This is a genomic window from uncultured Catenibacterium sp., assembly GCF_900540665.1.
GTDB lineage: Bacteria > Bacillota_I > Bacilli_A > Erysipelotrichales > Coprobacillaceae > Catenibacterium.
Genome location: NZ_UQGV01000004.1, coordinates 25,837 through 47,841, shown reverse-complemented (window position 1 = coordinate 47,841; position 22,005 = coordinate 25,837). Strand labels below are relative to the sequence as shown.

Genomic DNA, 22,005 nt, shown 5'->3' with positions numbered 1-22,005 from the left:
TCTCAATACTTAGAGAAAAGAATGTGAATGACTCAACAACATTACATCTTATTCGCAAATTCATGCAGGCAGGGATTATGGAAGACGGTCTAGTAAAGCCTTCTAGAGTCGGCGTTCAACAGGGCGGCCCACTGTCTCCAATTCTTTCGAACGTGTACTTAGATAAGTTTGACAAGGAATTGGAAAATAGAGGATTACGCTTTGTAAGATATGCAGATGACTGCAATATATTCGTCAAGAGCGAAATGAGTGCAAATAGAGTAATGAAGTCAGTCACTTCATGGCTAGAAAGGAAACTATTTCTTAAAGTCAGCGCTACTAAGACCAAGGTGGTCAGACCACCCGAAAGCAAGTTCCTAGGATTCACCTACCTTCAAAGGAATGGTGAATGGAAATGCAAGCCTTCCAATCAGAGCAAGATGAAACTCTACGATAAATGTAGAAGAGAACTCATAAGAAGGATAGGAATTGCACGCCCTATTGCAGTTACATTCAAGAGAATCAATCAGATTGTAGTGGGGTGGATTAACTATTATCGAATAGGCGTGATGAAATACTTCGTTGACACCTTTGGTCAATGGCTTCGCCATAAAATCAGAGTTATTATTCTTAAACAGTGGAAGAAACCAAAAAGAATCTATATTAATCTACAGAAATTGAATAAGAAACTCAGTTGTCATTTTACAGATGAACAAATATTCTCGGTAGCAAACACCAGACTAGGTCTTTACAGACAAGCCAATGGCCATGTAGTAAACTTTCTACTTAGCCCTAGGACTCTAGCCGTTAAGAAAAAGGATCGACCAGGTTTGATCAATCCTCTTAACTACTATCTAAGTTAGTTTGAAATTATCATATAAATGTAGCGCCGTATACGAGACCCGTACGTACGGTGCAATGAGAGGCGCAGAAATAATGATTAATTACAATATTAACATTGTTTCTTGTCTACTCTATTAAAAAGGGGAGCCATTTACTAAATATATAAAGGTTCTTCGTTTTTGATAGTTTCTTTATCTTTGGTCTTTGCGATATAGAACACTTCACTTGTTTCAGCTTTATAATAGATATCCAAAGTTAAAATTGAAGTCTTTTTATAACCAGCTTCTACAAGATGATTTACAACCATATCTTCAATCTCAGTTAAAGATACATCGTGGTAGTTATATTGCACCTGAATATTCATTTTGACAGGCTTATAAGTAGTTTTAGTCTTAGTAGTTTTCTTTGATGCAGCCTCTTTTTTTACTGCAGTTGTTTTCTTGGCTGTGGCTTTCTTAGCCTCAGATGCCTTCACTTTAGTCTTTTTAACTGTAGTTTTTTTAGGTTCAGCAGCTTTAACTGTAGTAGTCTTTTTAGCTGTAGTTTCTTTCTTTGCTTCAGCAGCAGTCTGAGTAGTTGTTTTCTTAGTCGCTGCAGTTGTAGTTTTTTTCATAATGGAGATCCTCCTTTGATACTCTAATTATCTACTCTTATTATAGCACACTCAATTTACAATTCAAATGTAACAGATATAACCAAAAATTACATAATATATATTATGCGAAGTAGTATATATAAGAAAGAAACTCCCAATGAAGGGAGTTTTGTAGTACTATTTTTCGTCCTTATTAGCACGATCAATAGAATCATAAAGCTTAGTGACATAATTACCACTAAAGCAAGACATGCATAAATCACAATTTCCATCCATATCATGCTTGACTGATTTCTTTAATCCTTCCATTGAAATAAATGCTAATGAATCCGCTTCAATGAATTGGCATAATTCTTCTACATTCATACGATGTGAAATTAATTCTTCTAGTGTAGAAATATCTACACCATAGAAACATGGGAACTTGATTGCTGGAGAAGCAATTCTTACATGCACTTCTGTGGCTCCTGCTTCTTTTAATAATTTTACAATACGCTTAGAAGTTGTACCTCTTACGATTGAGTCATCAATCATGATAACTCTCTTACCTTTAACAATTGAAGAAACAGCTGAAAGCTTCATTCTTACACCACGTTCACGCATTTCCTGTGTTGGCTGGATAAATGTTCTACCTACATATTTATTCTTTATAAGACCCATTTCATAAGGAATACCAGATGCTTCAGAGTAACCGATAGCAGCTGAAATAGAACTATCAGGTACACCAATTACTAGATCTGCTTCAACTGGCGCTTCTTCAAATAAAGTCTTACCACAAGTCTTACGTGCTGTATGAACATTAATACCATCTAGATTACTATCAGGTCTAGAGAAGTAAATATATTCCATTGCACAAAGTTTATTGCAGATTGGTAATGTTTCAGTATACTTCTTAGATTTAATAATACCATCTTTAACACGGATAATTTCACCTGGTTCTACATCTCTTACAAACTCTGCACCAGCAATATCTAAAGCACATGTTTCAGATGAGAACATATAGCCTCCACTTGGAAGTCTTCCCATAGACAATGGTCTTAAACCATATCTATCTCTTGCAACATATAGAGCATCCTCTACAAGAATAACAAATGCGAATGCTCCATCAATTTTTTCTAATGATTTACAGATACGATCTACAAATCGTCCTGTTTCTCTTTTAATTAAATGACCAAGAACCTCTGTATCACTTGTTGAATTAAAGATTGAACCGTTTTCTTCAAGTTCCTTCTTTAATAAGTTAGCATTTACAATATTACCATTATGGGCAATACCCATCATACCATCGAGAGTACGGAATAAGAATGGCTGTACATTCATGATTCCTCCCCCACCTGCAGTTGAATAGCGGACATGTCCAATAGCTGCATTACCAGATAATTTTTCAATCTTTTCTTTATCGAATATTTCACTTACTAAGCCTTCACCCTTATGGATGTTTAGCTTTCTTTTGTTATTGCGGACAACAATACCGGCAGCCTCCTGTCCACGATGTTGTAAAGAATGTAGGCCATAATATGTTAATTGAGCAGCATTGTCATCTCCCCATATAGCAACTACTCCACACTCTTCATGTAATTCATCATGATTCTTGATCATAATAGCCTCCTGTTTAATAGATTTCATTGATATAGCGCTTCTCAAGAGGTGTATCATCCTCCTGATTACACATCATTGTGATCATATCTGTTTTTTCACCATGAATAGACGCCATGCAATCTGTTTCGATGCGAATGTCTTTATAGAAATAAACAGAAATCGTTTTAAGGATGTCATCTAAATATTCTTTATTGTATATAAATTCTGAAATATAGACAAACTTCCCCCTATCATTATAAATCATATATCCCTGTTGTCCATACTCATTTTTAAATGTTAGGATAGAATCGTTAAATGCAGCACACCTTTTTCTTAAATAATTATTAAAATAGTCTTCATCACGTATTAAATAATGGCTAAAATCTCTAACATAGAGATTATACGCATCATAGAGATGATTAATATCCTGGGACAGGCAAATACTACTAGGAAGCGCATATTTTGCTTTGTCAAGCTTATAAAGAATATGTCTATGTGATTCTTTAAAGCCAAAAGGCACATAGATTTCAGGATGATAAGCCTGAAGATAAATACGCTTGCCTTTAAAAACCTCTAATACATGATTCATTAATAATTTCATGAATCCCTGTCCTTCATAATCTCTTCTAGTAGACACACCTAGAATAAAATAGCTGTCTTCATAATCTTTTACCTTAAAAGGAACAATCTGCAATGCAGAGATGATTTTATTCTTAAAGCGGACTACATAACTATTCTCTAACTTGAATCGATATTTGAAATAGAATTCAGTAGAGATTTCATCTTCATCTTCAAAGCGATCCATCCAGATTTCTTTAATATCTTCAATATCTTCATCATTCGCCTGTTCAACAATGGCATCATTGATATAGATACGGCTCTTTTCAACCATTTTACAAGGATGCATACGCTCCTTAGAGATACGAAGATTTTCTATTCCCATATCTTCTTCTCTATTCACATATTTAAAATCAGCACATTCATGTTCTAAGAATTCTTTTCTTAAAGTGACATAAAGTCCCCTGATAGTTTTATCTGCCTTTTCAATATGAATTTGTATTGTTTCATGTTTTAAAGGAGAGCCAATCATAAATGCCTTTAATTCATCCTTGATGAAAATACCACCAATCTTAATTGGCAGCTGATCCTGCGTAGAGAGAAGATACATAATACCATACACTTCAGAAGTCAAAGATTCACTCTGTTCACTTTCTCCCCTCTCCCATTTGAGAAGATCGTTAAAAATCATTGGCATATCCTCATCCGCATTAAGTGTACGGTATTCATAATCAGGATATTGTGAGATGAAGTTATGGTAGTTATTTCTCATTTTCTGCATCTTCTTGCCCGATAAAGTGATTAATTTCTCTTTATCATAGACATAATCATCTAAATCTCTTGTATGCTCATAAACAAATTTTCCCGGGCATACCTTTTTTAATTCCTCTACAAAAGAAGGGACTGCACAATCAATCATAAATGGAAATTTATGTTCCTTTGCATAATTAATCATATATTCAATAGCTTCTTTGTAGTATTCATGAGACGCAAAAGGCATCGCAAAAAAGCGATGACCTTTATAGTTATGAAGCATAATGCAGAAGTGGTCATGAATTTCATATTCAATATGATATTCATGATTCCACATCATCATTGTAACAAAATTTGAGTTATAACCTTCGTAATCTGCATTATCTAGAAAAGGTAATACAGTATTTAAATCAGATAATTTTAAGGGTTTCATCTTATTTTCCAAGCATCATATGTATAAATTGTTTAGCTACACGCCCAGAATAGCCTCCGTTTCTTAATTCCCATTCCATAGCTAAACGATGGAGTTCTTCACGATCAATATTTAGGTTGTACTGATCTGCAAGTCCATCCACTATATCAAGATAGTGCTGCTTATCTGGGTGAACATAAAGAATCTGAACACCAAAACGGGCAACAAGTGATAACTTTTCCTGTTTTGCATCGTTCACATTGATTTCAGAATCATCTCTTTCACCCCAAGTTTCCTTGATCAGATGTCTACGGTTACTTGTAGCGTAAATAAGTACATTATCAGGCTTCTTTTCTAATCCACCTTCAATCACTGCTTTTAGGTACTTATATTCTGTTTCATATTCTTCAAAAGAGAGATCATCCATAAAGATAATGAACTTATAGTTACGATTCTGTAATTCTCCGATGATTTCGGGAAGATGAACGAATTGATGCTTATACACCTCAACCATTCTTAAACCATCTTTATAATAACGATTTAAAATAGCTTTAATACTTGATGATTTACCAGTTCCATTATCACCATATAATAAGACATTGTTTGCTTTTTTACCTTTAATGAATGCTTCTGTATTCGTAATTAAACGTTCTTTTTGACGTTCATAACCAATGAGCTGTTCAAGTGTGTTATCTTCTATATGATTAATAGAAACGATACTTCCATTTACATATCTAAAAGCTTTATTTAAACCGTATTTACCAACACCATACTTGTGATAATGATTATAGAGGATGTTATAAAAATCTTCAACTGATGTGCTTTCTGCAAGATTATTTTGTAATTTACGGAAGACTTCATAAATCTCTTTGTTGATAATTGGTTTAGAATGAGAGAAGTGGAAAAAGATTTCTCTATTTAATCCCTCTAAATCATCAAATGATGAATGAAAAAGATTATAGAAATAAGTAAGATCTCTCATAACAAGTGCTTTTAATGTGTCATTCACGTCTGCTACACGTTCGAGTGAGAGTGAAAATGCATTTTCATGCATAGCAAGCAGATGTGTAAGAAGACTCTTCATGAGGTTATCATGAAGATCATATTTTTCAGCCACCTGTAGGAATTTTGCAATAAAATCATGTTCAATAGCTTTGTTGTCTAGCTGGTCAACATTCTTTAAAAGGAAAAGTACATCTTCGTCATCAGTAAGCTGATAATATACGGTTAAATCATTTAAATACACGGATAAAACCTTCTTTCATTAGTTCTTGAAACTATGGATAGGTGCAGGAATACGTCCACCACGATTAACGAATTCATCACATGAGAATGAATTAACTGGCATGATTGGAGCATAACCTAATAAACCACCGAATTCAACTGTATCTCCTACATCCTTACCAATAACTGGAATAAGTCTAACAGCAGTTGTTTTCTGGTTGATCATACCGATAGCCATTTCATCTGCAATAATACCAGAGATTGTTTCAGCTTTTGTATCGCCAGGAATAGCAATCATATCAAGACCTACAGAACATACACAAGTCATTGCTTCTAGCTTTTCTAAAGTTAAAGAACCTGCATTGACTGCATCAATCATCCCCTGGTCTTCACTGACTGGAATAAAAGCACCTGACAGGCCACCTACATAAGAAGATGCCATGACGCCACCCTTTTTAACCTGGTCATTTAAGATTGCAAGTGCGGCAGTTGTACCTGGAGCCCCTACTCTTTCAAGACCCATGCTCTGTAAGCAGTCTGCGATAGAGTCCCCAATAGCTGGTGTAGGTGCTAAAGATAAGTCAATAATACCAAATGGAATACCTAATGCTTCAGAAGCTTCTAAAGCAACTAACTGACCAACACGAGTGATTTTAAATGCTGTTTTCTTGATGACTTCGCAAAGTTCACCAAAGTCTTTACCTTTCGCATTCTTAATTGCTTTATGCATAACACCAGGTCCACTAACACCAACATTAATAATAGCATCAGTTTCACTTATACCATGGAAGGCACCAGCCATAAATGGGTTATCATCTGGGGCATTACAGAAAATAACAAGCTTAGCACAACCGATAGATTCAATATCTTTAGTTGCATATGCAGTCTTTTTCACAATCTGTCCAAGTAATGCGACAGCATCCATATTAATACCAGTCTTAGTAGAACCTACATTAACACTTGAACATACAAATTCAGTTTCCTTCATAGCCTGTGGAATAGACTCAATAAGCATACGTTCTGCTTTAGTCATACCCTTAGAAACGATAGCAGTGTAACCACCAATGAAGTTGATACCAAGTTCTTTGGCACATTTATCCAATGTCTTTGCAATCTGTACATAGTCTTCTGGTTTCTTGCAGGCTGAAGATCCGATTGTTGCAATAGGCGTAACAGAGATACGCTTATTCACAATAGGAATACCATATTTCTTTTCAATAGACTGTCCTACTGGTACAAGATTTCTTGCAGTAGACATGATTTTGTTGTAAATATTGTCACAAAGAACATCTAATGAAGAATCAATACATTCAAATAAGCTAATACCGATTGTAATTGTTCTTACATCAAGATTTTCCTGTTCAATCATTTTGTTTGTTTCAATAACTTCGAATTGATTAATCATCTCCACATCTCCTTATAATCTATGCATCATATTAAAAATTTCTTCATGCTGAATTTTAATATCAACACCAATTTCCTTGCCTAAAGCAGCAAGTTCATCTGATAAATCATTAAAAGCCTTAGTAGAAGAATCATGATTAACAATCATCATCATATTGAAATAGCCTTGTACAATAGTCTGAGAGATGTCTAAAATATTTACATCATTTTCAGCAAGATAAGTACATACCTTTGCAATAATACCTACCTGATCCTTTCCAACTACAGTAATAATCCCTTTTTTCACAGTCGAATCCTCCGATTTCATAAATTTTTAAACATTATAGCAAAACTAAGTAAAAAGATAAATGAAAAGTGTAAAAAATATGCTTAGACTAAATAATTGTCCATAAAAGTAATTTTAAATGCACTTAATATTTTTAAAAGAAAAAAGAGAAGGAATATCTCCTTCTCTCTATGTTTATGTTATTCACCTAATAATTTAAGAGCAGTACCAAGAACAGCCTTACCGTTCATTGTTCCGTAATCTCTCATATCGATAACGTCAACAGGGATAGCACCAGCTTTTCTTGAAGCAGCTAATTTTTCGATTGCAGCTTTCTGGAATCTAACCTGTGGGCCAAGTAAGATACAGTCAACTTCTTCTAATACTCTAGGTGCATCAGAGAATGGTAAAGCAAAGATCTTTGCTTCTACTCCCTGTTCCTTAGCTGCAGCTTCCATTTTAGTTACTAATAAACTAGTAGACATACCTGCAGAACATACTAATAAAATTGTTTTCATTGTCATTACTCCTTTTCTAATTTCTATAGTAATTATACTAATTTTTTGAGCTGATGTAAACACTTACCCAAAAGTTTTTTCGGCATAATAGAAAAAAGGATATTCAAAAGGCTATAAATTTAATTTATAATATTTTAGAGGTGGTTAAAATGAGGATATTAGTAGTAAGCGATTCGCATATGTATAACGATATATTGGAAGATATCACAAAAAAATGGAAAAATAAAGTGGATTTATTGGTACATTGTGGGGATTCATCATTACTTCCTGATGATCCATTACTTAAAGATTATAATATAGTTGTACATGGAAATCATGATGAAGAGGTTTTTCCTCATTATGTAGTCTATAAAGGCATATTTGTGACTCATGGTAATGATTATCACGTTTATAGTGGCTATGATGAACTAATAGAAGCATGTAAAGAAAATAAATGTCATCTATGCTTTCATGGACACACACATGTCCCTACTATTCAGGTTCATGATGGCATTACTTTTGTGAATCCAGGCAGTGCTATGATCAATCGTGGAAGTTATGGTTATGGGACTTATGCAATTGTTGATACTGAACCATTTGATGTTATTTTTTATGATAATCTAGATCATCATATTTGTAACCTGGAAGTACTTGATGAAGGTATGCATTTACTAGAAGAATTTAAGAAGCTTGTAAAGAATATGAAATAAAGGGAGATAGTACGCTATCTCCCTTTTAAAAACTATTTCTCTTCTAATCTTTTTCTCTTATATTCAATGATGAACATGACTTCTTTAAGATCTTCATCTGGTAACTCAGATAATAATCTTGCAATATTCGCAATATTATAGTAGTCATATTTCTTACCACTCATGATTTCTTCAACACTACGTCCATATAAGCGTGAAAGAACTTTTAATTCTCCAACTGTTACATCTCTTTTACCATTTTCAATATCTGAAATTGCAGAATGAGGTACATTAAGATGTACGGCTACCTCTTTTTGTGTAAGGTTTTTAAAAGTTCTATAAGTTTTTAGACGTTTAGCGAGATCCATATCTAATGCCATAAAGTTTACCTCCCCACTTCTATCTGTGGTTTATTATAACACAAAAAAATCAAGGTGGCAATTTAGGAATTATAAAAAATATAGATTTTATCTAAAATGTTATTTGAAATATCCTACTACATAAGGCTGTTTTAAATCACTTTTTCTCCCTTTAGAAGTACGTTTTTTGATGTCTTCTAAAACGGTTACAGTCTCATTTTCTGTTTCTGTAGTCAGCATAATAAAATATGAAATATTCATAGATTGATGATTTTCAACATAGATTGGCTCATTATGAAGAATATGATTACGACATGATGTGTCTGTAAAAATATCAAAAGATATTCCTTTTCTATCTACAATCTTATAGCTATGCTTTTTACACATACCACAATGAGGCACTTTCTTATGGAAATAAGATTGTGAAATAACACAATGTTCACTGATCATATTCTCTGTTTTACCATAAATAGGTAAAATAAGATCTGCATTGTAATCTTTCATCTGTCTAATCTGTTTTCTTGTACATTCAAATGACGCAATAACAGGTTCTTTAAATGCATAAGCATCATAATGGTTATAAATATTAAATCCTTGACCAATAATAAGAGGATGATCTTTTAATAATCTATAACTACCAAAGTCATTGACAATAAGAGTATTGAATTGTTTTAATAATGGATTGTGAATGACTTCATCTATATCTTTATCATGCATAATACGAGGCAGATAAAGATTAGGTGTTTTACCATATTCATTAAAACATGCTAATGCTTCTTTTAAATGGTCATCATAGTAATAATAAACACGATCATAATATTTAAGGGCAATTTCTAACTGCTTTATATTAGAAACTACTACATGATATTCTGATACAACCTGTGGAATGACTTTAAGAGGCTGAATTGCCTTTACAGGAGCTTTGTGCAACTTCTTAAAGGCAAATAATTCATCTAACTTAGAAAGTGCCTCACGACGCATATTATTGACAATGGTGATAGGTATAAATAATGCACCATCTAAAGAAACATCAATAGAGCTTGCTTCATATACAGTATGACCTAGCTTATTTAAATGATCAGTAATATTCTCTTTAGTTGCTGCACGTTTAGAGGCGGCTTCAATAATCTGTTCACTCACTACAGTAATCTCTTCTCCATCACACTTTACAATAAGAGAACATGGTTTATTAAGAGCTGCTTTAAAATACATATCAATCAGGCGATATTTCTTCTCTTCCTGATACGTCTTCTGCATGCGGTTAATAGTATCTACGCTGATTGTCTTATTGACAGTGCCACTCTTTACTACATCATCAAACTCAATCTGGACATTCATTCCTGCTTCTGCTTTATTAATCAGTTTATTCTGATAATAAATCTTATTGACAGGTCTTCCTTTATCTATTTCAGTAAAGACAATGGAATCCCCTTGTGTTAAATCATTTTTTAGGGCAATAGAGACACGTTTACTACGATAGTCATATCCTTTGACATAACCTAAAAAAACACCTTGATTGCCTGAAAAAGTCTCATCTACAATCTTATTGGCATTAAATGGATAACCAGATGTATAATGACGATTAAACATCTGTTTCATATCATTGAAGTTCTCTTTTGTATAGTTAGGTGTACCATCATAATAATGCTTAATAGCTTTAGAATACACCTGAGTGACTGCAGCGACATATTCAGGACGCTTCATGCGCCCTTCTATTTTTAAAGAAGCGACACCTGCTTCGATATATTCATTAATATGATCAGATGTACATAAATCCATGGTAGACATCAAATAGCTTGTATCAATGATTTTTCCATCTTCTTCCAAACTATAAGGCAAACGACATGGCTGTGCACAGGCCCCTCTATTACCGCTTCTTCTACCAATCATACTAGACATCAAACACTGTCCTGAATAAGCCACACATAAGGCACCATGCGCAAATACTTCAATCTCTAAATCTGTATGAGAACAGATGTATTTGATTTCATCAATTGTATTTTCTCTTGCAAGAACAACTCTCTTAACGCCTAAATCCTCAAAATAGCGCAATGCTTCTAGTGACATGACACTCATCTGAGTAGAAGTATGAAGTTCCATATCTGGATATCTTTCATGGACAAGCTTCAATAAGCCGATATCCTGGATCAGTAATGCATCAATCTGTAAATCATATAAGCTATCAATTAATGATAAAACATCTTTCATTTCATCATCTTGATATAATGTATTAACAGTCATAAATATTCTAACATTTCTTAAATGAGCATATTGTACTGCTTGGTCTAGTTCTTCTAGATTAAAGTTCTTTGCAAAGGCACGTGCTGAAAAGGCAGTTGTTCCAAGATAAATCGCATTAGCGCCATTCGCAATAGCACCCTGCAGAGACTCAAAATCACCTGCAGGGGCCAATAATTCAATTCTATTCATTTATACGAGCTTCTGAGCTAGATCATAGCACATACGTGCTGATGACTTTGCAGCTTCCTTAAGATACTGATCAAACTGGATAGAACTGCTGCCTTTATCAAAAATATCACTTAATCCACGTGCAATAATAAATGGTTTATTAAAGACTGTACATACCTGAGCCACTGTTGCAGCTTCCATTTCTGAGCATAATGCATCAGGAAAATGTTCTTTAATTGCATCTACCTGGTCTTTTCTTGCAACAAACTGATCACCAGAAACAATAAGACCACTGTATACAGTTAAGCCATTATGTTCAAGTATTTCTTTTGCATAAGATACAAGAGCAGGATCTGCTTCATAGTAAAGAGGCATATCAGGAATCTGTCCATAAGGACGTCCAAAAGCAGTGACATCTACATCATGATGAACAACCTTCTCACTAATGACGACGTCTCCAACATTTTCTTTTAAATCAAGTCCACCGGCAGAACCAACATTGATGACATGATTAATATCAAAGTTCTTTAATAAAAGAGTAGCTGAAATAGCTGCATTGACTTTACCAATACCACCCTGCACAACAACAACTTCTTTTTTTCCTAAGAAGCCTTCATAAAAATGATAATTACATTCTTGGTATTCTTTTTCAACTTTCATTAACGCAAGAATTTCATTCACTTCTTCTTTCATTGCACCAATAATACCTAACATGTTAATCCCTCACTTTCTTTACTACAAATATAATGCGTTCACATTCTTCCTGGTATTCACCAAAATCACTATAATATGCAATAGACTTAAAGCCTGCTTTTTTAAGCATTTTGACATATTCTTCAACAGGAAGTGTTTTTTGATGATGTGTTTCATCAACATGATGACCGTCTTCATCAATAATAATATGATGTGTAATACTACCCTTGTGGTCACTTTCCACATCCCATGAGAAGAAGAAATCTTCATCCTCATTTTTTTCATGATAATCATCTAAGATTACATTGCATTTATAAAGGCTGTTGACATCAAAAATGAATGTACCATTGTATTTCAATCCTTCATAAACATTATTGAAGACATCCTGTACCTTTTTCTTACCTAAAATATAATTGATAGCATCTGTTAAGCAAAGAATAGTATCAACAGGCTGAGAGAGCGCAAAATCACACATATCAATTGTTTCAGTTAAAAGTTCAACACCTTCATCCTTTGCTTTTAAGGCGGTGATGTTTACCATATCTTCAGATAAATCAGTGGCTAGAACCTGATGCCCTTCTTTTGCTAGTTCAATAGCAGTCAAGCCTGTTCCACATCCAAGTTCTAATACTGTTTTAAGATTAGCATGTTCATGAATGAATTTTAAATAATCTGAATAGAAGTCTGGGTCCATTAAAGAATCATAATAATAAGAAAACTCTTTATAGGCAGCCATTATGCAAGATACTCCTTGATATCAATAGTAGGCATATCGCTCCATAATTTTTCTAAATTATATTCTTTACGTGCTTCTTCAGAGAAGATATGACAAATCACGTCTCCTGCATCGATGAGAATCCATTCTGCATTGCCACGGCCTTCTATGCTTTTAATTTCAAAACCATTCATTTCACACTGATCAACAACATTATCCTGAATTGCATTTAATAAACGTTTATTAGATGCAGTACATAAAATAAATGTGTCATATAAAGGAGAGGCGTTCTCCATATTGATTGCCACAATATCCTGGGCTAATTTATCGTCCATTGCTTTCACAATACATTCTACTTTAGTCATTATTTTCTCCTTTTACATATTTATCATAAACTTCAAAGAAACATGGGTCGATTGGTCGATGCTTCTTTGTTGAAAATTCATAAAAATCAGTCAGACAGTTTCTAAATCCTGCTTCAATATCATGCTTACATAAAGTAATCTGTTCTGATGAATCATATCCTCTTAAAGGATCAAGTTTATCAGCACAATATAAGCACATACCAAGAAGACTCATGGATGTAGAAGCTGTTGTATGATCTTCAATTGCTTTTAAGATTTCTTCATCACTTATAAGAAATTCATTCTCACATACATAACGTGAGAGCCATTGGTGCCAGATAGGTTCAGGCTGATCTAGATGAGAAGCATAGTACTTCTTCATCAGTTTTTTAGCCTGATCATGAGGCATTTCTTTTGCAACATCATGCATCATACCAGCAATATAGCCCTTGAGAGGATCAATACCATTGCTTTCACAGAAATCTCTCGTTAAAGAAGCTACGCTAAGAGTATGCTTATAGCGTTTTTCTTTCATTCTATTTCTAATCATAGTTTCAAGATAAAGTCCATTTTTAGAAATATATCGAAGTACATCTTCATCAAGCATATCTAATGCCCCTTCTTTAATTTCTGTGCTAGATGCTGTGATTTCTACATTATCCATCTTAATAAAGTGATATGTCTCTAAATTAGGATGAGTTGTAGGATAACCTCCTCTATTAAATGCAACAAGCTGAACTGATTTTGAAATATCTTCCGCATTTTTCCATTTTTCAAAAGCCATTGCCTGATCCATACCCATTAAATAATACAATGTATCATCAGGGTACATCTTCTTTAATGCATGAATTGTATTAATTGTATAATTCTTCTCATCACTTAAAGAATCAAGTTCAATAGTACATACTTTCATTTTTGGATCCTGGTGAATCGCAATCTCTATCATTTCTTTACGACTTGCGCCAGGGGCATTCTGATTATCCTTCCAAGGGTTGTTTTTAGTAGGAATGAAGTAAAATGAATCAAGAGAAAGCGAAGTAATTGCTTCGCTTGCAATCTCTATATGTCCTTTATGGATAGGATCAAAACTACCACCAAGTAAACCAATCTTCATTATATTTTATAAATTCCTTTTTCACTTGATTTAAAGAAGATGATTGTATGTCCAATAATATGAACAACATCTGTTTTAGTACCCATTGAGATTTCTAAAGCCACTTCATTCACTGTTTCAGGGCAAGTATCTAATAATTTAACTTTAATAAGTTCTTTTGCTTTTAAGGCATCATTGATGCTGTTGATCTGTTTTTCCCCTACACCATCTTTACCAACCTGGAAGATTGGCTTTAAGCTATGTGCTTCACTTCTTAAAAATTTCTTCTGTTTACTATTTAACATTCATTTATCCTCTAAATTAAACTTTCTCTCATAAATACATCAATACCTTCAGGAACATAAACCTTAATCTTACCTTTAGGTGCATGAATACATACAAATCCTAAACCTGAAATCACAATATCACGCTTTTCTTCTGGTAAAGTGAATTCATAAGCTTTCATTTCCTTCATAGATGAAGCAGGTCCATAAACCTGTAACTGTTTATGTCTATTAAACAATTCATCTGCTTTTTCAGTCTTTGTACGATGAATCTGCATATTTCTAGAGAAGTAGCAGATGAAGTTTCCTTTATTTCCTTTTGTATAATCAATTCTCGCAAAACCGCTGAAGAAGATTGACTGATCAGAATTTAGCTGGAAAGACATAGGTCTTACTTCGCCCTGAGGCATGATATAAGCTAAATCTTTCTCATCCACAACGGATGTGTACTGATGTTCGTTCAAGATACCTGGAGTATCATATAAAGATGAATGATCATCAAGAGGAATCTTGATTAAGTCAAGTGTTGTACCAGGGAATTCACTTGTAGTAATAAGATTAGTCGCATCTGAATAGTTCTTCAGCATACGGTTGATAAATGTAGACTTACCAACATTTGTGATACCTACGACATAAACATCACGTCCATGACGATATTCATCAATCTTGTCGAAGATTTCATCAAAGTTCATATTCTTCTTGCCACTTGTTACAACAACATCAAGAGGCTTGATTCCATATTCCTTGAACTGTCTTCTTACCCATGTATTAAGGCGATGTTCCTTTAAAGACTTAGGTAAGATATCTCTTTTATTTGCAAGCACAAGTACATCATTATATCCAATATGACGCATAAGACCAGGTACAAGTGAACCATTAAAGTCAAATAAGTCAACGATATAAACAACTAAACAATCTTTTTCTCCTACAGTCTGTAAAACACGTAAGAAGTCATCTTTAGTCAAATGAGATTCCATTTTCTGATGATAATGCATTAATTTATAACACCTTTGACAAAGAATCTTTTCTTTGCTTAAAGCAGACTCTGGCACATAGCCAGGCTTTTTAGTATCAGCGCTTTGAATGATGGCGCCACATCCATAACATCTTATTTCTGTCATATATACCTTCCTTTTCTTAGGTCATTTTACACTATTTTTATTCAATTACATAGAGGTAGAAAGGATATTTCCTACATTTCATCAAGATAATCATCCATTGAAATAAATTCAAACTCTGTATCAGGATCCCCTTCCATTTCGTCAAATAGATTTGGATCTTTAATTGTGAGATCTACTTTATTTTCTTCTATTTTCTTTTTTGTATGTTCTTTAATAACCATAGAGCGTGAAATATGTAGATCATCAATAAAGTCAAATGGGCATTGTTTTAAAGTATTGGCTTTTGCGTTTAGTGCACCAAAGCTGATATCTTTAGATACAAGCTTCATTGTTTCTGTACCACTCTTAATAGTAAATTCATCCTGTGGATTACAGATAAATCCAGTAAAGATCTTAGTTGGTTTTGTCTTTAATGATTTAAATAATAATGTACCTTTAGTTGCACGATGACATGCTGGGATATCACTTATATGAATACGTTTAAAATGAGCAGGATTTAAAACAAGTAATAAAGAAGAAGCAACTGAAGGATCAAAGACACTCATAAAGGCAACCTCATCATCACGCATATTGATGCCTTTTACGCCACCTGCTTTTACACCTAATACAGATATTTCATCTTCACTATATAAAGTACCATATCCTGCTTTAGTGACAGTAATAATACCCTTTGTGCCATCACTTATATCAACACCGACAAGTTCATCATTATCTTTTAAATTCATACACTTTAATGGCTTAGAAAAACGGCTGACATTAAAGTCTTTAATACTTACTCGTTTAATTTGTCCATTCTTGCTTGATAAGACAACATACTGGTCTAAATCAAATGATTTAACAAGAATATTACCAATAATCTTCTCATCATTACCTAATTTAATTAAATAACTTAGATGTTTGCCTAGATCCTTCCACTTGAAATCTTCTAACTTATAAACAGGAACAAAACAATAGTTTCCTTTATTTGTGAATGAAAGAATGACATCCAATGTATTGGCTTCAAATAAGTCAACAAGCATATCGGTATCTTTCTTCCCAAATGTATTCTCATCAGATGCCTTATAAGAACGTGTAGAAATCTTCTTGAAGTAGCCATCACGTGTAATAGATACATAAACATCTTCAGAAATGATCATTGCCTGCTGGTTAACAGACGTATCCATGATTTCATCTTTAATTTCAGTCAAACGAGGTGTTGGATATTTCTTCTTAACCCCTTTTAACTCGTCTATAATTACTTTTCTTAATACTTTTTCACTATTTAAAATCGCATTTAAACTTTCAATGAGAGCCTGTAATTCTTTCTGTTCATTTTCTAAAGATACAATATCAGTATTTGTCAAACGATAAAGCTGTAATGTAACAATTGCTTCTGCCTGTCTTTCAGTGAAGCCAAAAGCATTCATTAAATTTACTTTTGCATCAGCCTTATCGCGAGATGCTCTAATTGTCTTGACTACTTCATCAAGAATAGAAATAGCCTTAATAAGCCCTTCTACAATATGTTCACGTTCCTGTGCTTTATTGAGATCAAAAATAGAACGCTTAGTAACGACTTCACATTCATGTTTGATATAGCCATCAAGAATATCTTCAATCCCCATTAATACTGGGCGCTTATCCTTGATTGCAGTCATATTATAGTTATAGTTCTTCTGTAGATCTGTATTTTTAAAGAAGTAGTTCAATGTATTTCTTGCATCAACATCCTTCTTTAAATCAACTGCAATACATAATCCATTACGGTCAGATTCATCTCTGACTTCAATGATTCCATCAATATCACGATTAAATTGAATCTCAGCCATCTTTCTTACAAGTTCAGCCTTATTGACTTCATAAGGAATTTCTGTAATAAGAATCTGATTGATATTCTTCTGTTCTACAATTTTATAACGTGAACGAACAACAACCTTACCACGACCAGTTCTTAAGGCTGTCGCAATATCGCTGGCCCCTTCAACTATAGCTCCTGTTGGGAAATCCGGCCCTTTAATAAATTGATGAAGTTCATCAAATGAACAATGAGGATGCTTAATACGGTAAATAGCAGCATCAATCACTTCTTCTAAGTTATGAGGAGGAATATCAGTGGCATAACCAGCTGAAATACCTGTTGCCCCATTAACTAATAGGTTCGGATACTTTGCAGGAAATACTGTTGGTTCATATTCAGTATCATCGAAGTTAAGTGCCATCGGCACTGTTTCTTTATCAATATCCTTAATGAGATCAAGCGCAATAGGTGCGAGACGTGCTTCAGTATAACGCATGGCAGCAGCTGGGTCATTATCAATAGACCCGTTATTACCTTGCATATCTACTAAAGGCATACGCATCTTCCAATCCTGTGATAAACGTACCATTGCTTCATAAACGGAAGAATCTCCATGAGGATGATAATTACCAATAACAGTACCGACAGTCTTAGCTGACTTACGATATGGCTTGTTAGGAAGATTTCCTTCCTTCCACATAGCATATAGAATTCTTCTTTGTACTGGTTTTAATCCATCTCTTACATCAGGTAATGCACGATCCTGGATAATATATTTAGAATAACGTCCAAAGCGGTCACCCATGATATCCTCTAAGGACATAATTATATTTTTTTCTGTCATGTTTGATCACCTATCCTTCCATAAAGAAACTATCTTCTAATGAGAATTGTACATTGTTTTCAATCCATTCACGTCTAGGCTGTACCTTATCACCCATTAATACAGAAACACTTCTTTCTACAATTGCGGCATCGTCAATAGTGACCTGAATGAGTGTACGTGTTTCAGGATTCATAGTTGTTTCCCATAACTGTTCAGCATTCATTTCACCAAGACCTTTGTAACGCTGAACATCATAGCCTCTTCCCATCTTCTTACGTGCGGCTTCTAGGTCCTTTTCATCCCAGCAGTAGATGACATTGTCTTTCTTGCCGGATTTTTTAGAAACTTTATAAAGAGGTGGCATAGCGATATAAACTTTACCAGCTTTAATCAAACCACGCATATAACGATAAAAGAATGTAAGCAATAAGATCTGGATATGTGCTCCATCAGTATCCGCATCGGTCATGATGATAATCTTATCATAAGCACTATCATCTGCATTAAAATCAGCACCTACACCTGCATTAATCGTATTAATCATTGTACTGATTTCTTCATTCTTTAAAATATCTGCCTGTGTGGCTTTTTCTGTATTGATAACTTTACCACGAAGTGGAAGAATAGCCTGGAATTTACGGTCTCTTCCCTGTTTTGCACTACCTCCGGCAGAATCACCCTCGACAAGATATAATTCATTCTTACGCTTATTCTTAGACTGTGCAGGAGCTAATTTACCACTAAGGAATTTCGCCTCACGGTTATTTTTGCCTTTTCTTGCCTGTTCCTTAGCCTTACGTGCTGCCTGTCTTGCATTTGCTGCCTTGATCATCTTTTCAATCAGCTTTTCTGCGATATCTTTATTTTCTTCCAAGAAATAAGTAATACGCTCAAAAGTGACATTTTCTAGAATATTACGGGCAATAGGTGAACCAAGCTTAGATTTAGTCTGTCCTTCAAACTGAAGATATTTTTCTGGAATCTTAACAGAAATAATCGCATTCAATCCTTCACGCACATCACTGCCTTCAAGATTCTTATCCTTTGCCTTTAATAAGGCATACTTTCTCGCATATTCATTAAATACCTTAGTCAGGCCGGAACGGAATCCTACTTCATGTGTTCCTCCATCTCCAGTACGTACTAAGTTAACAAAAGAAATAATATTCTCTTGATAGCTTTGTGTAAACTGCATCGCAATCTCTACTTCTATTTCGTTATTTGTATCATCAAAAGAGATAATGGGTGATACAGCTTCCTTATCATTATTGATCCAGTCAATAAATTCTTCCAAGCCTTTCTCATATTGATATGTTTCATCTTTATCAGTACGTTCATCAATAAGTTCTATTGTCATTCCCTTCAATAAGAATGCATCTTCACGCAGTCTCTCACTAATTGTCTGGAAACTAAATGTTGTGGTAGAGAAAATAGAAGCATCAGGCTTGAAATGAATAATTGTACCTGTCTTATTTGTTTTCCCTACTTTCTTTAACTTTCCAATTTTTGTAGCACCCTTTTCAAAGCGCTGTGTATGAATAACACCATCACGATGGACAGTCACCTCTAAAAATTCACTGAGGGCATTGACTACAGATGACCCTACACCATGTAGTCCTCCTGAAGTCTTATAACCACCATCTTCTGAGAACTTACCACCAGCATGTAATACTGTTAAGATAACTTCTGTTGTTGGCTTTCCTGTTTCTTTATTAATACCTGTTGGCATACCACGGCCTTCATCTTCGACCGTTACGCTGTTGTCTTTATGTAATGTAACTGTAATTTTCTTGCCATAACCAGCAATGGCTTCATCAATGGAGTTATCAACGATTTCCCATACAAGGTGATGTAAACCACGAGAATCAGTTGAACCGATGTACATTCCTGGTCTTTTTCTTACGGCTTCTAGACCTTTTAAGATTTGAATATCAGATTCATCATAATGTGTATTTGACATGAGCATACCTCCTCAACTTGACTAGTATAACACAAAAAGGAATTTATAGGAAAGTTTGATTTTTTGTAGTATTTATGTATAATGATTTTTTGTGAGGTGAGTCGATGAAATATTTAATTACAATCATTTGTTTATTAATAAGTTATATATACGGTTCAATCCCATTTGCATTAGTTATTGGGAAAGTATTCTATAATACAGATATTCGTCAATATGGATCACATAACCTGGGGGGTACCAATGCAGGAAGAGTGCTTGGTAAAAAAGCAGGAATGGCAGTTATACTTCTTGATGCAACAAAATGTATCATTACTATCCTATTGACAGGATGGATTGCAAAAGTATCTGGCATTTCAGCAAATATTATCTATCCTTGTGCATTATTCTGTATGATTGGTCATTGTTATCCTATCTTTGCGAATTTCCAGGGTGGCAAGGCTGTATCAAGTGCAATCGCTTATACATTGATGACTAATATATATGGTTTTATTATAGCAGTTATTGTGTTCTTAATTACACTGAAATCAACTAAGTATGTTTCTTTATCTAGTATACTTGGTGCAACAGCTGTTCTTGTAGCTTCTCCATTTATTGGATATTCTACAATTGGAATCATTACTAATATATGTGTTGTAGCACTTATTGTCTATAGACATCGTGCAAATATTAAAAGAATAAAAGATGGAACAGAAAATAAAGTCAAATGGTTTTAGCCATTTGACTTTATTATTTAGAAAATGATTCATTTGACTGGTGTGGGAGGAAATCATTATTTCCATAGACTTCCACATGGAACTGGCCATCTGTATAATCAACAATTGTTTCAGAACAGCCATCTACAACAGGGCTATTAACTTTGATATAATCTTTCCTTTCAAGATTCATGATTGTTGCCATGATGATTGTAAAACAGAACCCATGAGTGACAATAAATACACTGTCATAAGGCTTTTTTACAAGATCATTTAAGAAATCCTTGACTCTTTCTTCAATTTCATCATAGGTTTCTCCTTCTGGAATACCTTGAGAGATTTCAGGGTGACACCATAAATCGTGATAAGTTTTTTTATATTCCTCAGGAATTTCATCGATTCTCTGTCCTTCTAATAAACCAAAATTCATTTCTCGAATACGTTCATCAGTCATGATGGGCTGATTATCAAATAATAGCTTTGCCGTATCATATGCACGCTTAATAGGACTGGAATAAATAGCATCGTAATGATTATTCTTGATATGTTCCTTTAAAGCAAGAATATTATCCATGCCTTCAGGACTTAAAGGAGAATCTTTACATCCTTGAAGTCTTTTTTCTTTATTCCAAAGCGTTTTAGAATGTCTTGTAATTGTAATTTTCATGTCAAATAAAAATAAGGGTTTTATCCCTTATTTATACTGATCATTAACACTTTTCATGATTCTCTTGATCTGAGTTTCGCTAGGTTTACGTCCCATTTCCATAAACATAGCACGAATCATTTTTTCTGAAATTGGTGGGTTTTTCTGTAATTCTCTCTTGAACATCCATCTTGCAAAGAAGAATCCAACAAGAGCACCAATAATTGTAGTAATAATATATCCTGCTACCATTGTAAATACCTCCGTTAACGTTAAATAATTATATCAA

The 22,005-nt window shown here is 34.0% G+C and carries 22 protein-coding genes; 3 read left to right on the top strand and 19 right to left on the bottom strand.

Translation table 11 applies throughout. From position 1 onward, the window contains the following. On the top strand, positions 1 to 842 hold an 842-nt coding region (locus tag QZQ55_RS01485; RefSeq protein WP_295089024.1), incomplete at its 5' end, for a reverse transcriptase domain-containing protein. A gap of 134 nt (positions 843 to 976) precedes the next feature. Here QZQ55_RS01485 and QZQ55_RS01480 read toward each other — a convergent pair. The 7 genes from QZQ55_RS01480 to QZQ55_RS01450 all read right to left on the bottom strand — a co-directional run bounded on the left by QZQ55_RS01480 (position 977) and on the right by QZQ55_RS01450 (position 8,129). After that, positions 977 to 1,435, bottom strand: a complete 459-nt coding sequence (locus tag QZQ55_RS01480; protein WP_295089021.1) for a DUF6465 family protein — start codon at positions 1,433 to 1,435, stop codon at positions 977 to 979. Positions 1,436 to 1,594: 159 nt separating this feature from the next. Next, positions 1,595 to 3,016 (bottom strand): amidophosphoribosyltransferase, encoded by a 1,422-nt coding sequence (gene purF, locus QZQ55_RS01475; protein WP_295089018.1) that lies wholly within the window; start codon positions 3,014 to 3,016, stop codon positions 1,595 to 1,597. Positions 3,017 to 3,029: 13 nt separating this feature from the next. After that, a complete protein-coding gene (locus tag QZQ55_RS01470; RefSeq protein ID WP_295089016.1) occupies positions 3,030 to 4,739 on the bottom strand; it encodes a GNAT family N-acetyltransferase in 1,710 nt (569 codons plus the stop codon). A gap of 1 nt (position 4,740) precedes the next feature. Next, positions 4,741 to 5,964: an ATP-binding protein gene (locus tag QZQ55_RS01465; RefSeq protein ID WP_295089014.1), complete on the bottom strand. Its 1,224-nt coding sequence runs from the start codon at positions 5,962 to 5,964 to the stop codon at positions 4,741 to 4,743. Positions 5,965 to 5,982: 18 nt separating this feature from the next. Further along, the gene (locus tag QZQ55_RS01460; RefSeq protein ID WP_295089011.1) at positions 5,983 to 7,347 is read right to left on the bottom strand and encodes a PFL family protein; all 1,365 of its coding nucleotides are present in this window, start codon (positions 7,345 to 7,347) and stop codon (positions 5,983 to 5,985) included. Positions 7,348 to 7,359: 12 nt separating this feature from the next. Then, entirely contained in the window at positions 7,360 to 7,632 is a 273-nt protein-coding gene (locus QZQ55_RS01455) for an ACT domain-containing protein (RefSeq protein ID WP_295089008.1), read from the bottom strand. A gap of 179 nt (positions 7,633 to 7,811) precedes the next feature. Further along, entirely contained in the window at positions 7,812 to 8,129 is a 318-nt protein-coding gene (locus QZQ55_RS01450) for a PTS sugar transporter subunit IIB (RefSeq protein ID WP_295089007.1), read from the bottom strand. A gap of 149 nt (positions 8,130 to 8,278) precedes the next feature. Between QZQ55_RS01450 and QZQ55_RS01445 the strand changes: the two genes are divergently transcribed. Beyond that, entirely contained in the window at positions 8,279 to 8,818 is a 540-nt protein-coding gene (locus QZQ55_RS01445; protein WP_295089005.1) for a YfcE family phosphodiesterase, read from the top strand. Positions 8,819 to 8,850: 32 nt separating this feature from the next. Here the strand turns inward: QZQ55_RS01445 and QZQ55_RS01440 are convergent, their stop codons facing one another. The 10 genes from QZQ55_RS01440 to parE all read right to left on the bottom strand — a co-directional run bounded on the left by QZQ55_RS01440 (position 8,851) and on the right by parE (position 20,378). Continuing rightward, the gene (locus tag QZQ55_RS01440) at positions 8,851 to 9,177 is read right to left on the bottom strand and encodes a helix-turn-helix domain-containing protein (protein WP_295089002.1); all 327 of its coding nucleotides are present in this window, start codon (positions 9,175 to 9,177) and stop codon (positions 8,851 to 8,853) included. 99 nt (positions 9,178 to 9,276) lie between these two features. Beyond that, entirely contained in the window at positions 9,277 to 11,586 is a 2,310-nt protein-coding gene (locus tag QZQ55_RS01435; protein ID WP_295089000.1) for a U32 family peptidase, read from the bottom strand. Continuing rightward, on the bottom strand, positions 11,587 to 12,279 hold the full coding sequence (locus tag QZQ55_RS01430) for a 5'-methylthioadenosine/adenosylhomocysteine nucleosidase (RefSeq protein WP_295088997.1): 693 nt from the start codon (positions 12,277 to 12,279) through the stop codon (positions 11,587 to 11,589). 1 nt (position 12,280) lies between these two features. After that, the gene (locus QZQ55_RS01425; RefSeq protein WP_295088994.1) at positions 12,281 to 12,994 is read right to left on the bottom strand and encodes a class I SAM-dependent methyltransferase; all 714 of its coding nucleotides are present in this window, start codon (positions 12,992 to 12,994) and stop codon (positions 12,281 to 12,283) included. Next, entirely contained in the window at positions 12,994 to 13,338 is a 345-nt protein-coding gene (gene rsfS, locus QZQ55_RS01420) for a ribosome silencing factor (RefSeq protein WP_006506640.1), read from the bottom strand. Before rsfS ends, QZQ55_RS01425 begins: the two co-directional genes overlap by 1 nt. Next, complete coding sequence (locus QZQ55_RS01415; RefSeq protein ID WP_295088991.1) at positions 13,331 to 14,431, bottom strand: nicotinate-nucleotide adenylyltransferase; 1,101 nt, start codon at positions 14,429 to 14,431, stop codon at positions 13,331 to 13,333. Before QZQ55_RS01415 ends, rsfS begins: the two co-directional genes overlap by 8 nt. Then, complete coding sequence (yhbY, locus tag QZQ55_RS01410; RefSeq protein ID WP_295088988.1) at positions 14,431 to 14,715, bottom strand: ribosome assembly RNA-binding protein YhbY; 285 nt, start codon at positions 14,713 to 14,715, stop codon at positions 14,431 to 14,433. The genes QZQ55_RS01415 and yhbY overlap by 1 nt, the downstream gene beginning before the upstream one ends. Before the next feature lie 11 nt (positions 14,716 to 14,726). Continuing rightward, positions 14,727 to 15,815, bottom strand: coding sequence for a ribosome biogenesis GTPase YqeH (gene yqeH / locus QZQ55_RS01405; protein WP_295088985.1), 1,089 nt, complete (start codon positions 15,813 to 15,815; stop codon positions 14,727 to 14,729). A 71-nt stretch (positions 15,816 to 15,886) separates the two neighbouring features. Beyond that, a complete protein-coding gene (gene parC, locus QZQ55_RS01400; RefSeq protein ID WP_295088982.1) occupies positions 15,887 to 18,415 on the bottom strand; it encodes a DNA topoisomerase IV subunit A in 2,529 nt (842 codons plus the stop codon). A 31-nt stretch (positions 18,416 to 18,446) separates the two neighbouring features. Then, positions 18,447 to 20,378 carry a DNA topoisomerase IV subunit B gene (gene parE / locus QZQ55_RS01395; RefSeq protein ID WP_295088979.1) on the bottom strand — a complete coding sequence of 644 codons (1,932 nt, stop codon included), beginning with the start codon at positions 20,376 to 20,378 and terminating at the stop codon, positions 18,447 to 18,449. 104 nt (positions 20,379 to 20,482) lie between these two features. Between parE and plsY the strand changes: the two genes are divergently transcribed. After that, positions 20,483 to 21,091: a glycerol-3-phosphate 1-O-acyltransferase PlsY gene (gene plsY, locus QZQ55_RS01390; protein WP_295088976.1), complete on the top strand. Its 609-nt coding sequence runs from the start codon at positions 20,483 to 20,485 to the stop codon at positions 21,089 to 21,091. Between the two features lie 13 nt (positions 21,092 to 21,104). Here plsY and QZQ55_RS01385 read toward each other — a convergent pair whose 3' ends face one another. Together QZQ55_RS01385 and QZQ55_RS01380 are read right to left on the bottom strand one after the other, a co-directional pair. Then, positions 21,105 to 21,737, bottom strand: coding sequence for a histidine phosphatase family protein (locus QZQ55_RS01385; protein ID WP_295088973.1), 633 nt, complete (start codon positions 21,735 to 21,737; stop codon positions 21,105 to 21,107). 27 nt (positions 21,738 to 21,764) lie between these two features. Then, positions 21,765 to 21,968, bottom strand: coding sequence for a YneF family protein (locus QZQ55_RS01380; protein ID WP_295088970.1), 204 nt, complete (start codon positions 21,966 to 21,968; stop codon positions 21,765 to 21,767). Between the last annotated feature and the right edge of the window lie 37 nt (positions 21,969 to 22,005).